This is a genomic window from Paenibacillus sp. D2_2, assembly GCF_031199965.1.
Lineage (GTDB): Bacteria > Bacillota > Bacilli > Paenibacillales > Paenibacillaceae > Fontibacillus.
Genome location: NZ_CP133605.1, coordinates 3,020,790 through 3,034,744 on the forward strand (window position 1 = coordinate 3,020,790; position 13,955 = coordinate 3,034,744).

The 13,955-nt window shown below is 44.1% G+C and carries 17 protein-coding genes, 2 pseudogenes and 1 riboswitch; of the genes and pseudogenes, 11 read left to right on the top strand and 8 right to left on the bottom strand.

Features of this window, described 5'->3' with window-relative positions; translation table 11 throughout:
- Positions 1-53: 53 nt before the first annotated feature.
- Positions 54-650, bottom strand: a complete 597-nt coding sequence (locus tag RE628_RS15365; RefSeq protein ID WP_309153910.1) for a nitroreductase family protein — start codon at positions 648-650, stop codon at positions 54-56.
- Between the two features lie 280 nt (positions 651-930).
- Here RE628_RS15365 and RE628_RS15370 point away from each other — a divergent pair, with 280 nt between their 5' ends.
- From RE628_RS15370 to RE628_RS15380, 3 genes are read left to right on the top strand one after another with little or no spacing between them, the layout of a single operon-like run.
- Positions 931-1,863, top strand: coding sequence for a DUF4062 domain-containing protein (locus tag RE628_RS15370; RefSeq protein ID WP_309153911.1), 933 nt, complete (start codon positions 931-933; stop codon positions 1,861-1,863).
- Positions 1,818-2,087, top strand: coding sequence for a hypothetical protein (locus RE628_RS15375; RefSeq protein WP_309153912.1), 270 nt, complete (start codon positions 1,818-1,820; stop codon positions 2,085-2,087). Before RE628_RS15370 ends, RE628_RS15375 begins: the two co-directional genes overlap by 46 nt.
- Positions 2,080-2,271 (top strand): hypothetical protein, encoded by a 192-nt coding sequence (locus RE628_RS15380; RefSeq protein ID WP_068781060.1) that lies wholly within the window; start codon positions 2,080-2,082, stop codon positions 2,269-2,271. Before RE628_RS15375 ends, RE628_RS15380 begins: the two co-directional genes overlap by 8 nt.
- Before the next feature lie 202 nt (positions 2,272-2,473).
- On the opposite strand, the gene RE628_RS15385 is transcribed toward RE628_RS15380, so the two are convergent.
- Positions 2,474-3,061 (bottom strand): TetR/AcrR family transcriptional regulator, encoded by a 588-nt coding sequence (locus RE628_RS15385; protein WP_309153913.1) that lies wholly within the window; start codon positions 3,059-3,061, stop codon positions 2,474-2,476.
- 210 nt (positions 3,062-3,271) lie between these two features.
- On the opposite strand from RE628_RS15385, the gene RE628_RS15390 reads away from it, so the two are divergent.
- The 3 genes from RE628_RS15390 to RE628_RS15400 all read left to right on the top strand — a co-directional run bounded on the left by RE628_RS15390 (position 3,272) and on the right by RE628_RS15400 (position 5,554).
- Positions 3,272-4,126: an ABC transporter ATP-binding protein gene (locus tag RE628_RS15390; protein ID WP_309159478.1), complete on the top strand. Its 855-nt coding sequence runs from the start codon at positions 3,272-3,274 to the stop codon at positions 4,124-4,126.
- Positions 4,123-4,830, top strand: coding sequence for a fluoroquinolone export ABC transporter permease subunit (locus tag RE628_RS15395; RefSeq protein ID WP_309153914.1), 708 nt, complete (start codon positions 4,123-4,125; stop codon positions 4,828-4,830). The genes RE628_RS15390 and RE628_RS15395 overlap by 4 nt, the downstream gene beginning before the upstream one ends.
- 130 nt (positions 4,831-4,960) lie before the next feature.
- Positions 4,961-5,554 carry a hypothetical protein gene (locus RE628_RS15400; RefSeq protein WP_309153915.1) on the top strand — a complete coding sequence of 198 codons (594 nt, stop codon included), beginning with the start codon at positions 4,961-4,963 and terminating at the stop codon, positions 5,552-5,554.
- 81 nt (positions 5,555-5,635) lie between these two features.
- Here the strand turns inward: RE628_RS15400 and RE628_RS15405 are convergent, their stop codons facing one another.
- Positions 5,636-5,950 (bottom strand): DMT family transporter, encoded by a 315-nt coding sequence (locus RE628_RS15405; RefSeq protein WP_309153916.1) that lies wholly within the window; start codon positions 5,948-5,950, stop codon positions 5,636-5,638.
- 2 nt (positions 5,951-5,952) lie between these two features.
- Positions 5,953-6,291 (bottom strand): DMT family transporter, encoded by a 339-nt coding sequence (locus tag RE628_RS15410; RefSeq protein ID WP_309153917.1) that lies wholly within the window; start codon positions 6,289-6,291, stop codon positions 5,953-5,955.
- Between the two features lie 125 nt (positions 6,292-6,416).
- Positions 6,417-6,524, bottom strand: a riboswitch (guanidine-I (ykkC/yxkD leader).
- A 160-nt stretch (positions 6,525-6,684) separates the two neighbouring features.
- Between RE628_RS15410 and namA the strand changes: the two genes are divergently transcribed.
- From namA to RE628_RS15435, 5 genes and pseudogenes are all read left to right on the top strand, one after another.
- The gene (gene namA / locus RE628_RS15415; protein ID WP_309153918.1) at positions 6,685-7,716 is read left to right on the top strand and encodes an NADPH dehydrogenase NamA; all 1,032 of its coding nucleotides are present in this window, start codon (positions 6,685-6,687) and stop codon (positions 7,714-7,716) included.
- The gene (locus RE628_RS15420) at positions 7,709-8,413 is read left to right on the top strand and encodes a futalosine hydrolase (protein ID WP_309153919.1); all 705 of its coding nucleotides are present in this window, start codon (positions 7,709-7,711) and stop codon (positions 8,411-8,413) included. Before namA ends, RE628_RS15420 begins: the two co-directional genes overlap by 8 nt.
- On the top strand, positions 8,410-9,252 hold the full coding sequence (locus tag RE628_RS15425) for a 1,4-dihydroxy-6-naphtoate synthase (protein ID WP_309153920.1): 843 nt from the start codon (positions 8,410-8,412) through the stop codon (positions 9,250-9,252). The genes RE628_RS15420 and RE628_RS15425 overlap by 4 nt, the downstream gene beginning before the upstream one ends.
- A gap of 98 nt (positions 9,253-9,350) precedes the next feature.
- Complete coding sequence (locus tag RE628_RS15430; RefSeq protein ID WP_309153921.1) at positions 9,351-10,313, top strand: helix-turn-helix transcriptional regulator; 963 nt, start codon at positions 9,351-9,353, stop codon at positions 10,311-10,313.
- A gap of 74 nt (positions 10,314-10,387) precedes the next feature.
- Positions 10,388-11,037 (top strand): annotated as a pseudogene (locus tag RE628_RS15435) (type 1 glutamine amidotransferase family protein).
- A gap of 131 nt (positions 11,038-11,168) precedes the next feature.
- Here the strand turns inward: RE628_RS15435 and RE628_RS15440 are convergent.
- The 4 genes and pseudogenes from RE628_RS15440 to RE628_RS15455 all read right to left on the bottom strand — a co-directional run bounded on the left by RE628_RS15440 (position 11,169) and on the right by RE628_RS15455 (position 13,811).
- On the bottom strand, positions 11,169-11,372 hold the full coding sequence (locus RE628_RS15440) for a zinc ribbon domain-containing protein (protein WP_309153922.1): 204 nt from the start codon (positions 11,370-11,372) through the stop codon (positions 11,169-11,171).
- Between the two features lie 34 nt (positions 11,373-11,406).
- Entirely contained in the window at positions 11,407-11,883 is a 477-nt protein-coding gene (locus RE628_RS15445) for a DinB family protein (protein ID WP_309153923.1), read from the bottom strand.
- A 90-nt stretch (positions 11,884-11,973) separates the two neighbouring features.
- Complete coding sequence (locus RE628_RS15450) at positions 11,974-12,888, bottom strand: helix-turn-helix transcriptional regulator (RefSeq protein ID WP_309153924.1); 915 nt, start codon at positions 12,886-12,888, stop codon at positions 11,974-11,976.
- A 45-nt stretch (positions 12,889-12,933) separates the two neighbouring features.
- Positions 12,934-13,811 (bottom strand): annotated as a pseudogene (locus RE628_RS15455) (radical SAM protein).
- Between the last annotated feature and the right edge of the window lie 144 nt (positions 13,812-13,955).

Sequence of the window (13,955 nt, forward strand, 5' to 3'; positions counted from 1 at the left end):
AATCAAAAACCTTTTATAAACTCATGCTTTAACGATCAATTCGGGTTTATTGCTTATTTAGACACTTTCAAACGGTTTTCAGCTGGAGCGAATTGTTTCTCTCCTGGTTGTACGGTTGGTTTACCGAATGGCATTTGACCGAGCAATTTCCAGGAAGCTGGAATATTCCATTCTGCTTTGACTGCATCATCAATCAACGGATTGTAGTGTTGAAGAGATGCACCAAAGCCTTCATTTGCAAGTGCAGTCCAGACAACCAATTGCAGCATGCCGTTGGATTGGTTAGACCATACTGGGAAATTGTCTTTGTAAAGTTCAAATTGTTGTTGCAAGCCTTCAACTACAGCTTGATCTTCGAAGAACAACACTGTACCATAACCAGCGCGGAAGCCAGCCATTTTCTCAGCAGTAGGTCCGAAGCTCTCAGCTGGTACGACATTCTTCAAAGTAGCTTCCGTAATATTCCATAGTTTGTCATGCTGCTCATTCAGTACGAGCAATACACGGGAAGATTGTGAATTGAAAGATGACGGAGTATGAAGAACCGCTTCTTTTACGATCTCTTCAATCTTCTCATCCGAGATAACTGTCTCCTTACTAATTCCATATACACTGCGTCTGTTCTTCAACAAATCGATAAATTGACTCATTAGATTCAATCCCCTATCCATTTTTAATTTATGATGGCCTTTAAACTGTGAATCATTCAACAACTTTTCGGCCGTTTCTCTGATATTAAAGTTTAATACTAACTTTTTCTCAGCAACTTATATTTATATATTACATAAGTAATAAGTCTAATGCAAGCATTTTTTCAAAAAAAGTTACCTACAATAAAAAAGTAAGTGTATAAGCATGACCAACGATATATTCCTATACTTGTCCTTATGGGTTATACTGGAAAAAACAATTATGGGAGTGTTACGTACCTTGGCGAGAACGAAAATCTTCTTAAGTTCTGTGAACGAGGACGGGCTGAAGCCGCTCCGCAAAAGCGTATATCAGGAGCTTCAAGCCCTTGGCCATGAACCTGTTATGTGGGAGGAGAATATCGGACCTTGGCTGGCCAGCGCCGATCCCGTTACACTCTGTCTACAAGCTGTAGAGCAGTGTGATATATATCTGCTGTTCATTGGTAGCAAAGCCGGCACTTTTGATAAAGCCGCAGAAAGAACCATTACTCACCTGGAATTCATCAAGGCGCAAGAGCAGGAAATTACGATTCTAGTGTTCGCTGATGTTGAGGTCAAGCGTATCTTCTTCAGTACGGTTAAACCGCTACTCGACCAATATATCGATCATTTTATTAGCGAGGAGGAACGCTTCCCCTCCCCAGTTCATATGATGGATGCACTTCGACAACAAAGCCAGGTCCCTGGACATATTGATCCTTATGTATGGTACTTTCTTTATGACATGATTCTGCGTAACGTGTATATCGATGATTTATCTCTGGGGGTACCAATTAACTGGAGGACTTATTTCAGTGATCTGCTGCGTAGAGGCTCGCTTCTGCTTCCTCTTGAAGAATCCATCCAACTTAGTGGCAACCGACTGGAGCAATTAGACGAAGCCTTTGAACTGATTGCCGAGTTAATGCCACAACTGCAGATCACCGGCTTTCCTGATGCGGAGAAATTCCTAAAGCTGATCATGGAACGCTCCTGCGGCGGTATGATTGAACACGGCTATGGGAAATATATGACGGAGAGCGTCGGAAGCTATGGGGGTTGCTCAGCGATTACCCTGTATGTCAGGCATGACAATCAACTCCAACTAGTCGCCAAATGTGGGAAGGCTCAAGGTCCCCGTACTATTTGCTTGACAACAAGAGCTCCTATGCCGTACTTACTTACCATATAGGCGATCAGCGAGAACAGGTCTTCTTCACTGCTGCCAAGAATATGTTCTATTATTGCATTCGTTCCGGGCATTATGTCATTACTTTACATTATCCAGCGGAGACGGATTGGGATTATAAGAAGTTTATCCGCTATAAAGAAAGTGTAAACCATGCTATAATAAGTAAAAATCCAGTCATTATCGAATTCATCAAACTATGTCTAGGGGGGATGCAGCGTGGGTAGCGGTGTATTCGTATCCAAGAACGGACGGGTAAGCAAAGCGATTGGAATTCAGCCTAAGGAAGCATTATTATTTGCCCCTCCTAAGAAGGATTCGTCGCAAATATTAGAAGAACAGCGCATTGCTGTGAAGCGTAATAGCAAACAGATCAAAGATCGGTTCGCCCAAGCAACCAAACGGGCTTGAATTAGTGAATTGCCTTTTAGTGCATGTTTAAAAAGTCAGACTTTCAGCACCGAGAAGGTTGGATGAAGCTAGGGACTGAGGAGCGGAGCGTACGTAGTGGGTACGTGAGCACCGGAAGGCCCGGCTGAATTCAAGATTAAATGACGAATAAGGCCTGAGTATGGTATAAAACCATGCTCAGGCCTTTCTATTTTCAATTCAGCTACAACAGGATATGTAATCCCGTGAACCATACTGTGACATATTCCCGAGCCGCTTGAACGATCTGCTCTTCATCACTATAGAGACGGATGATTTCAAAATACCCTTCCAAAAATGCTATCGCCAGCGGCCGCGCCGCATCCGAATTTAGCTGCTTGCTCGCAGTCTTCTTCTGATTATGCTCCGTAAAGTGCATCTTAACATGGTTTGCAAAGTGATCAAAAAACTCATTTTTAATATTCTCTTGCTTCGTCCCCTTGCTCTCATACAATAAAATCAACAAACTCTGCCGGTATTCACGCAAGAACTCCGCCAGCAAGCTCTCCAACTGATCCAGGATAACCGGCATGCGGTCCGCCGAGATCTCCTCGCTATTCTCCATTAGCTCAAGCAGACGTTCATATGCCGGCATCGTAACTGCTTCCAGTAATGCTTCCTTGTTAGGAAAATAGCGATACAAATTGCCTACCGATACTCCCACTCCGACAGCAATATCCTTCATAAATGTCTTCTCATAACCGAGATCCAAGAACATATTTTGGGCAGTCTTCAGCATGGCTTGCCGCAGTTCATCTTTTAAAACTTGCATAAGCGTGAACCTCCATTCGCTTTTAAATATAGGCATGACCACAGTGAGTTGTCAACGTGCTTTAAAAGGGGATGAATTTATCTTGACTTTACATGGGGATCGGCGTATTTTAAAAGTGAATTATAATTCATTATTGGACGAAGTTATAACGCGCGAACAAATCTGGAGTACTTTCACAAATTCATGGTAGGAAAGGAGCGCCCGAAATTTATGATCGAAGTGAACGATTTAAAATACACGTACCCAGGAAGCAAAAATCCGGTGCTTCATGGGCTCAATTTTTCCATACCGGAGGGAGAAATATTCGGTTTTCTCGGACCCTCTGGAGCTGGAAAAAGTACGGCTCAAAAAGTTCTCATCGGCATCCTGAAGCAATACGAAGGGAAAGTTACCGTCCTGGGGAGAAATGTCTCAGAGGCTAAGCCAGATTATTATGAGCGAATTGGTGTAGCCTTTGAGTTCCCTAATTTTTATGGCCGATTTACCGCTTTGGAGAATCTACACCTTTTTCGTTCTCTTTATAAAAGACCAACGAGCAAGCCAGAGGATCTGCTGGAGAGTGTCGGACTTACGAAATATGGTCACACAAAGGTTGAGAACTTCTCCAAAGGGATGAAGATGAGGCTTAATCTGTGCCGGGCACTACTAAATCAGCCTGACATTTTGTTCTTGGATGAGCCTACTTCAGGTCTGGACCCAGTCAATGCCCGATTAGTTAAGGAGATCATTCTACAATTGAAAGCCGCCGGGAAGACGGTACTTATAACAACGCACAGTATGCATACAGCAGAAGAAATTTGCGACCGTATCGCTTTTATAGTCGATGGAAGGATTGTCCTCATTGACGCTCCACGTGAATTAAAAGTGCAGCATGGCAAAAAGAGCATCCAGGTGGAATACAGGAAGGATGAACAGGTTAAGCAGGAACACTTCGCCCTAAATGGAATAGGCATGAATCCGGAGTTCATGGAACTGCTGCTTCGTGAAGAAATTGAAACAATTCATACCGAGGAGGCAACACTCGAGGACATTTTCATCAAGGTGACGGGGAGGAATCTGGAATGAGGATAGCTAGTGCCATTGCATACGATATTAAATTACAGCAAAGACACGGTTTCTATTACGCTTACCTGGTGATCAGCCTATTCTACATCGTGTTATTACGCATACTTCCTGCCTCCTCCCGCGAGATGGCGGATATTATACTGACCTTTACCGATCCGAGCATGCTTGGGTTCTTCTTTATCGGAGGTCTAGTGCTTCTGGAGAAAGGCCAAGATATTCACAATACGTTATTTGTCACACCATATAAACATGAGGAGTATATCGTGTCCAAGACGTTATCACTTACCCTGTTATCTATGATCAGCAGTTATGTGATTCATATTAGTCAGTTTGGCTTATCGACGAATCCACTGTTGTTTTTGGCAGGAGTGTTCCTGACATCAGTATTTTTCACGCTGGCTGGCATGGGTGTGGCATTTCGCTGCCGCTCGTTAAATGGTTTCTTTTTTCTATCTACACTGGTTACGTCTGTGTTCATGCTGCCGATCCTGGATTTCTTGCATATCTGGTCTACACCGATTTATTATGTACTGCCGACTCAAGGTTCGTTCATGCTACTCCGTTCGGTATTCGAGCCCGTTCCATGGTTACAAATCTTATATGCGGTGCTGATACTTGCAGGATGGGGCGGACTCGCATTCCTCTGGACCCGGTATTCATTCCGTAAATTTATTATGCTGCGAATGGGAGGAGATGGGCCATGATTCCTGCACTACGTCTACTTCGAAGTGATATGCGGCTCATTGGCCGGGACGCTATGCTATTCTTCTATCTTCTTGCCCCATTGCTATTGATGTCTGCTTTAAAATATGGGTGCCGGTCGCTAATGATGTATTGGCTATCTACTTCCATTTTTATTTATCTGAGTATTATGGACTGATTACCGGTGTATCTCTTCTGCTGGTTAGCCTAATTCTTGGCTGTATGTGTGGATTTATGATGCTGGATGAACGGGATGATCATCTGATTCAATATTACGCGGTGACACCGCTATCTCGAAGCGGCTATCTCATTTGCCGTCTCGTTACGGCGATTGTCCTTTCAATCATTTATGATATGATACTGCTCTTGTTTGCTGCACCGAGGTCAATAACTATAGCTCAGGTAATGTATCTACTGCCTATGGCAGTGCTTGAAGCGCCTATTATTGCTTTATTTCTAGTTGCTTTTGCAGCTAATAAAGTCGAGGGTCTTGCTCTATCCAAAGGAGCGAGTTTAACCGTTGCCATACCTGCAGCAGCATGGTTCATACACTCCCCTTTAAAATTTGGGTTTGGCATCTTCCCTGCTTTTTGGATTTATGAGCTTATGAACAGCGACTATGAAGGAGAACCGTGGAAAGCTCTGCTTCTCATGCTGATAGGAATAGGTGTTCATCTGCTGGTCGTATGTGTTATGCTGCGCAAGTTTCTGTTAAGACAGGATTAGCCATAATTTCTTTAACGACTCCTGCATTTAAAAAAACACCCCGTTGTCAATCAAAAGTTTCTGACATTGGGGTGCTTTGCTTTATGCGATCAACTTCAATCCGACGGCGGCAGACAGAACCATAGCAATGAATAGGATCCGTCTCCACTCCTTAGATTCTCCATAGAAAATCATACCGACAAGTGCACTGCCCACCGTCCCGATCCCGGTCCATACCGCGTAGGCCGTCCCCATGGAGAGCGACTGCATGGCAATGGACAAGAAAATAAAGCTAAGAATAAAACCGCCGAACAAGAGCGCGAAGGAAGCGATATCTTTACGCTGGTTTAGCTTATTGATACCAGCTACTCCTAGCACTTCTCCAAACCCGGCCAAAATAAGCAAGATCCAGGCCATGATTATCCCTCCTCCTTCACTTCATGCTCTTTTGTAATCATCTTTAGGCCAATTACGCCGGCTAACAACAGCAGAATTAGCAATATTTTTACCAGCTTAACAGGCTCATTGAAGACTAACATCTCCGTTAATACTGTACCTGCGGTTCCGATACCCGTGAATACAGCATACGCGGTCCCCACAGGCAACCTCTTGGTCGATAGAATTAGCAGATACATACTGAGCACGATCGAAATAGCAGTTCCAATCCATTCCAGAGCATTCCCGGCATGCTTTAAGCCAATAACCCAGCTGATCTCAAGCAATCCGGCAATGAATACAAGCAACCAGTTGCGTCTCATTTCCTCACTCCTCTCTCTAACAATGTCCAGAAAGATATGGCTATGAAGGATTCAATCCCACACTCCTTATCTTCTCCGGACCTCGCAAAAACCAAAAAAAGCCCAGAGAAGATATCCTTCTGATATCCTCCCGGGCTTTTATCCCTCCGTGTCCACAGGCATCTGCACCCGTGCGTCTCTCTCGGACCAGTCCAGCATCAAGTCGCTGCTGCGGAACCCTAGAGAACAAAATGTACCCTTATCTTAAAGGAAAACGAAGCTTGGGTCAACATAAAACCCAAATATACGCCCCCCTTGTATCTTGTCGACCTATGTTTTAACATATTAATTGCAGAGTTATTTGAGTTACTTACTTATACTTTCAAATAGACAAAAAAAGGAGTGTAGACGAACATGAATAGAAAGCTATTCTCGCCTTTTACAATTAAGAATACCACATTCAAAAATCGGGTCGTTATGTCACCGATGTGCATGTACTCTTCACCGAACCAGGACGGTAAGGTTGCCGATTGGCATCTCGTCCACTATCCAACCCGTGCAGTTGGTGGTGTAGGCTTGATTATTATCGAAGCTACAGCCGTATCTCCAGAAGGTCGTATCACGTATAGAGACCTTGGTATCTGGGATGACGAACATATCGAAGGATTACAAAGACTTGTATCACTAATTCAGCAAAACGGGGCCAAAGCCGGCATCCAGCTCGCCCATGCAGGCCGCAAGGCTGATCTTGAGGAGACGATCTTTGCACCATCGGCGATCCCATTCACTACAATGAAGACTCCGAAAGCTGCTGATCTGGAAGAAATCCGTGGAATCGTGCAGAACTTCCGCAATGCAGCCCGTCGCGCAAGAGAAGCCGGATTCGATGTGATTGAAATTCACGCAGCTCATGGTTATTTGCTGAATGAATTCCTGTCGCCTCTTGCCAATCATCGTGAAGATGAATACGGCGGCAATGCCGACAACCGCTATCGTCTACTTGGTGAAGTCATTGAGGCCGTGAAGCAGGAATGGAACGGACCGTTATTCGTCCGAGTCTCGGCCGAGGAATATGCCGAAGGTGGCAATCACCTTGAGGATTACATCTATTATGCTCGTAAGATGAAGGAACAAGGCGTTGATTTGATCGATTGCAGCTCTGGCGCTGTCGTGCCAGCTCATATTGATATCTTCCCTGGTTATCAGGTGAATCTGTCTGAACAAATCCGTCATCAAGCCGAAATCTCAACAGGTACCGTTGGACTGATTACCAATCCGCACCATGCGGAAGAGATTATTGGCAACAATAGAGCAGATTTGGTCCTTCTTGGACGTGAGCTATTGCGTGATCCATACTGGACCCTGCATGCTGCCAAGGAGCTAGGCGCAGAGATTCAGCCACCGAAGCCATATGATCGGCGTTTTAAGGATGGGCCATATGAATAGAACTGAAACTGTGTTCTCCTACAGAAACATCTTAATTGTGACCGCAGTAGAGGCCGAACGTGAAGCTGTTCTGAGTGGCATTACCAAGTCTGCTAGCGATCGTGGGCATGAAGGACAAGTGAAGTTTGATGTGCAGTTATGCGGGGTAGGCCCGATATCAGCAGCGGCAGAGACCGCCGCCTATTTGGCCGCCAACTCGAATTATGATCTCGTCATCAGCGCTGGCATCGGCGGCGGCTTCATAGGTCGTGCTGAAATCGGCTCGATCGCCATCGCCGATAACATCATAGCTGCCGATCTTGGTGCAGAGACCGGAAATGGCTTCTCCAGCTTAGACGAGCTTGGTTTCGGTTCATCAAGTATTCCAGTGGCGACAGCCCTTACTGAAGAGTTGATGAAGTCCATCCAAGATGCCGGGTGGCCGGTCTGCATTGGGCCTATTCTAACCCTATCCACCGTAACCGGGACTCAGAATACGGCTGATGATCTAACGCATAGAATTCCTCGAGCAGTTGCTGAAGCGATGGAAGGCTACGGAGCCGCATTTGCTGCTCACCGCCTGAATATTCCCGTCATGGAGATTCGGGCTATATCCAATGCCATTGGCCCACGCAACCGCGAACTATGGCGTATTGGCGATGCCCTGCAGGCGCTCGAACGGGCTAGTTATTATTTAGCGGAGGTATTACAACCATGAGAATTGCTTTTTCACCCTGTCCTAACGATACTTTTATATTCCATGCTCTAGTGCATGGACTCATTCCGGGAACTCCCGAATTTGAAGTCACCTATGCTGATATCGACCGTACAAATGGATGGGCGGCGTCCGGTAACGGTGGGGATATTATGAAAATATCCTTTGCCGCTTTGCCCTGGGTGCTAGACAAATACGCCTTGCTTCCGTGCGGTGGTGCACTAGGTCGCGGCTGCGGACCGCTAGTACTGACCAAGGGGAATTCTGAACAGCTTGGAGACCCCACTTCCCTGTCCGGGCTACGTGTTGCTGTGCCAAGCGAACGCTCTACAGCGTATCTTCTGTTCCGCTTATGGGCTGCACAGCATGTTCCGGGAGGGGTTGGCGAGATTATTGTCATGCCTTTCGATAAGATCATGCCTGCGGTCCAGAATGGCTCCATCGATGCCGGACTGGTCATTCATGAAGCACGTTTTACTTATAAAAACTATGGCTTGCAGCTGATGGCCGATCTTGGCAACTGGTGGGAAGAAGATACAGGCCTGCCGATTCCCTTAGGTGCGATCATTGCTGACCGTTCCCTCGATCTTGCTTCTATCAGCAAATGGATCAAGCAGTCTGTAGAATATGCATGGTCCAATCCAGATGCTTCAGCAGATTATGTACTCAGCCATGCACAGGAGATGTCACCCGAGGTTACACAAGCACATATTAATCTCTACGTGAACAAATACTCGGCGGATCTGGGCGATGATGGTTATGCCGCAATTTCAGCACTGCTGAACCGCGCCGCCGATGAGGGCCTTGTTCCGGCCATCGATCCCGAGTCATTGAGAGCATAGGAATCTGAATAAAAAGGCAGCCTGACTTATGAATCTCCTTTCCAGGCTGCCTTTACTATTTCATCTTATTAAGAACGGTAACGAAAGGCGGCCATGATATGCCTAAAGTCGACAATTTACTAGCTATTCTATGGATGCTCAAATCAGGTAAAAAAATTACTGCAAAACAAATTTCGGAAAAGTTAGAGATGAATATAAGAACGGTATATCGTTATATAGACACTCTTTCAACAAGTGGCGTACCTATTATCTCAGACACTGGACATCATGGTGGATATACTTTATTAAATGATTTTATGGAAGCCCCTCTATTTTTCGATTTGGAGGAAAAGACTTCCCTGTTTCATGCTGCTATATTTGCAGAAGAAGCCGGATATTATGGTGGAGAAGCAATAAATAGGGCTATGTCGAAGCTGAGCAAATATTCTAACCCAGAGCAGGAAACAAGACTAAATCAACAAGTAACCAGTCTAAATGTAATAGGCCGAATAAATACGCGCTCGACAGAATCTTACTTGAAGCTTCTGGAGAAGGCTATAACTGAAAAATATTCAGTAGAAATTCAATATCATAAATGTAGCGAGAATGAATCAAATTACAGATTGATTGATCCATACAAAAATATTTATTGGAATAATAAATGGTACGTCATCGGATTTTGCCATCTAAGGAATGATATCCGTAGTTTTAGAGTAGAGCGAATTAAACACCTCGTGCTTACTGAAAATAAGTTTAACCGCCCAGATCATTTTTCTTCCCATGACTTTTTTTTGAAAAATCTCCTTCCTTCCATAGATGATAAAGAAGATATTATCCCTCTAGTTATCACGTGTAATGAAAGTACATTACATGATATTTGCCAGCATTGGTTTTTAGGGAATTATTTACAGGAACAGACCTCGAATCAAGCGGTATTCCTGCTTGAAAGAGACATAATACATACGCACGTTCCTTATTTGTTTTTACCATACGGTAAATCTATTCAAATTATTGAGCCAATCAGTCTTAAACAAAGGCTTGTTGAAGTTCTTTCAGAGTTAATTGAATTTCATCAAGTATGATGACTTCCCTGACGCTAGCTGTCAGGGAAGTTGTTTTATAATAAGCTCAATTGATTATGACAGGAGTGTTATGGATGCCAGCAAACAATGCTTATCTTTATGTATTTGATACAATGTCTGATTGGGAATATGGATATTTAGTTGCCGAACTTAACTCAGGTAGATTTTTCAGAAGAGATTTAACACCCATAATAGTAATTACAGTAGGAGCAACTAAAGATATCATTACTACAATGGGAGGACTGAAAATAAAACCGGATTTCCCCTTGTTGAGTGTGTTTTAGAGAGTAACGACCTTATCATTTTACCTGGTGGGAATACTTGGGGAGATAATATCCACCAACCTATTTTGAAAAGAATTGGCGAGGCTCTAGAGATCGGTACTGTTGTCGCTGCAATTTGTGGGGCTACTGAGGGACTCGCGAATAGTGGATACCTAAGCTCAAGAAAGCATACAAGCAATGACCTGGAGTATTTGAAAATGGTGTGTCCTAATTATACAGGGGAAGATTTCTATGAGTTTGAGCCAGCAGTATCTGATAATAATTTGATTACTTCATCAGGAATAGCTCCTCTGGAATTTGCAATGGAAGTCCTAAAAGTTTTAGATGTGTTTGCACCAGAGACACTCCATGCATGGTATAAACTTAATAAAACGCATCAAGCTGGGTATTTTTTTCAGTTAATGGACTCGATTAATAATGAGTCAAACGAAAAGAAATGAATAATAAAAAGCTGTAGCTAAAAGATCGTTAAGAACGGTTTTAGCTACAGCTTTCTGTTTACGAAAATCCTATTGCCAGCGCTTCAGAGTGGGAAGGAGGCCCCGCAGCATCGAGCGTGCGGTCTCCTCGCTCATTCCCCCGTCTCATCCGATACCATATGGGGAACACATATCTCGATCATTTCATCCATTGTCACATTCGCCGTGAAGCTTCCTTCTTTATAGCAATAATGACAATAGTCCTCGTTCTTCGAGCCGTCCGCTTCTGTTCCGTACTCAGCGTCCGGCAGGTTCATTGGCATAGCGCAGCTTTGGCACATTTTCATTTCACTCATTTGGAATACCTCCATTCAAGATTTCATCATCGACTCAAGCCAATGATTTAATGAAGCTCTGTATTTGCTTCTTATGATGCTTGTCATGAGGAACAAATCCACGTAAATAACTGTAGATGCTGAACTTTCTTCCATCTCCATCCACATAATTTAACAAATACTCTTCATCCCGCAAACCAGAAATAGATTGAATAATCTTCTTACGGTATTCTACGAATTGATCATAGAGTTCCTGCTTTGTCTGGGATTTCGCATACTGGATCGCATGAGCATTGAATTGGTTGAAATCCTGATGCTTTAAAGTCAGGGGTTCCCCTAACTTGATCTTCTCAATCGCTTCCTCGTAGAAATACTTATCCCAGAGCATGATATGACATACAATATCCTTTACCGTCCACTTGCCTTCTGCGATCGGAGTATCCCAATATCTATCCTCCAAGTCGCAGAGTGAAGCCACAAACGAAATGAACCCATCATACTCCTCTATCATTTCCGTACTTGTCTTAGCCACTCGTTCCCTCCTCACGTTTAGCTGTATATTGTTTAATTCATTAGAATCACCTTGATTATATAACCCATTAACTGACACCCATATGTCATATTAACTATACTTTCCTATCATATTTTTCAATTTTCTTATAATAATTTCACGGATATGAGCCGGCTCCAACACCTCGGCCTGATCGCCAAAGGATAGGATGTAGCCATACACCCAATCATTCTCCGGAAATGACGCTGTGACGATGAAGCTTCCGTCCTCACAACGCACCATTTGATCCTCTTCGAACTCATCATAAATTCGGTAAGATAACGTATCACATATTTTCAACTTGAGCGTAACGATTGGCGTTAGATCTGTCCAACCTGTCTGCTCTTGATCTTCGTGAATGCCATCCAAATAGTTCCCACTGCAGCTCTCCTCACGTAGAATCAGATTCATCATCCTTGACAGTTTGAATAGACGCATCGCCTGCCTGTCCAGACAATACGCCTTCAAATACCAGGTCCTTCCTTTAAACCATAATTGAAGAGGTTCTACCACCCGGGCAGTTCTATCATACGAGCTTGTACCATAATAATCGAAAGAAAGTCGCCGTCTCTCTAATATTGCAGCCTTAATAGACTGGAAACGCTCCTGTTTCCCATCACCCCAATTAGTGAAATCTACTTCTATCCAATTCGCTTGCTGAAACCCGAACATACCGCTCATTTTAGTAAGAATCTGGTTCACCTCAGGATACTGAGTGGCCTTCATTCCCTGTAGGGCTGATAGAATATCCCTCTGCTCTTTATCGGACAGCAGTGACTTGTTCAGGACGTAGCTCTCAAGGAGACTGATTCCGCCACCCTTCCCCTTATTTGTATATATTGGTATGTTAGCCTCACTAAGAATGTCGAGATCCCTATAGATCGTTCGGGTAGACACCTCAAAATGCTCAGCAAGTTCCTTCGCGGTCACCGTCTGCTTATCCAGCAAAATATATACTATTTCAAATAATCGCGTAATCTTCGACATGATTCCTCCTGCATCGTATGAAGCGATTAAGCCCCTTGACTTCGTTTAGTTTCCGAATCTGCGCCGATACCCGCATTTACGGCATAGTTCCTCAACTGCTTCCCTACGCGAGAATCCTTCGTACAGACGATTCGCCCTCTCCCCTTCAATGATCTCGGAGAATGAGCTCTCGTGCACATTACCCAAATTAATAACTCCCTCTCCATCCAGACAACAAGGAATGACCGTACCATCGACCAGAATTCCCGCCTGATTACGGAGCGCATGGCAGAATCCGTGCCCATCATCCTCCTCCGCCTTCAGATCAGGCCAATCGAACTCCACATCTTGATTTAAATAAATCCGTTCGGCAATCTTGACGCCACTTCCAGGAATCACCTTCTCCTCGATGCGATAATCAAGTCCGAATTCCTCTTCAATCAATGCAAGCGTAGCTCTATTACGACTACGAATATGATTCTCCTCATTATCTCTCCTAAGATTCCAGAGCCGGAAAGACACGATCAAGTTCGATGCTGCCGTTGCTTCGCGAACGAAAGCGAATATCTCGCGAAGGTAGCCTTCGCGGTTCTCCGAACCTGCATGTCCATCGAAGCTGTGCAGGGAGAAATTCATTTGCCTTAACGCAGGCTTGCCGAGCAGCTTCGGTGCTGCCTTATGAATCAACGTCCCATTCGTCGTAATATTCACTTTAAAGCCTTTTTCATGACTCAAATCAAGCAATTGATCAATTTTGGGGTGAAGCAGAGGTTCACCCTTAACATGAAAATATATATAATCCGTATGCGGCTTAATATCGTCCAATATCTTACTGAAATCCTCCACTTTGATAAAACGGGCTTGTCTCTGCGTCGGGGGCAGAAACTGCAAGCCAAATTGCATATGCTCGTCGTCTCAATATAAAATTTCTTAAATTTCTTCATACTCGTGTTCTCTTCTCCAATCCTCACGCGCTTGCTCGCAATGACCAAGCAGGTTGAACATCATAATTTTGTCTTGATCTATTCCTATTCTATCTTATCTGTCCCAAAAGTCACAGTAATTCCACCTAGATGTGGAGCTTTCAT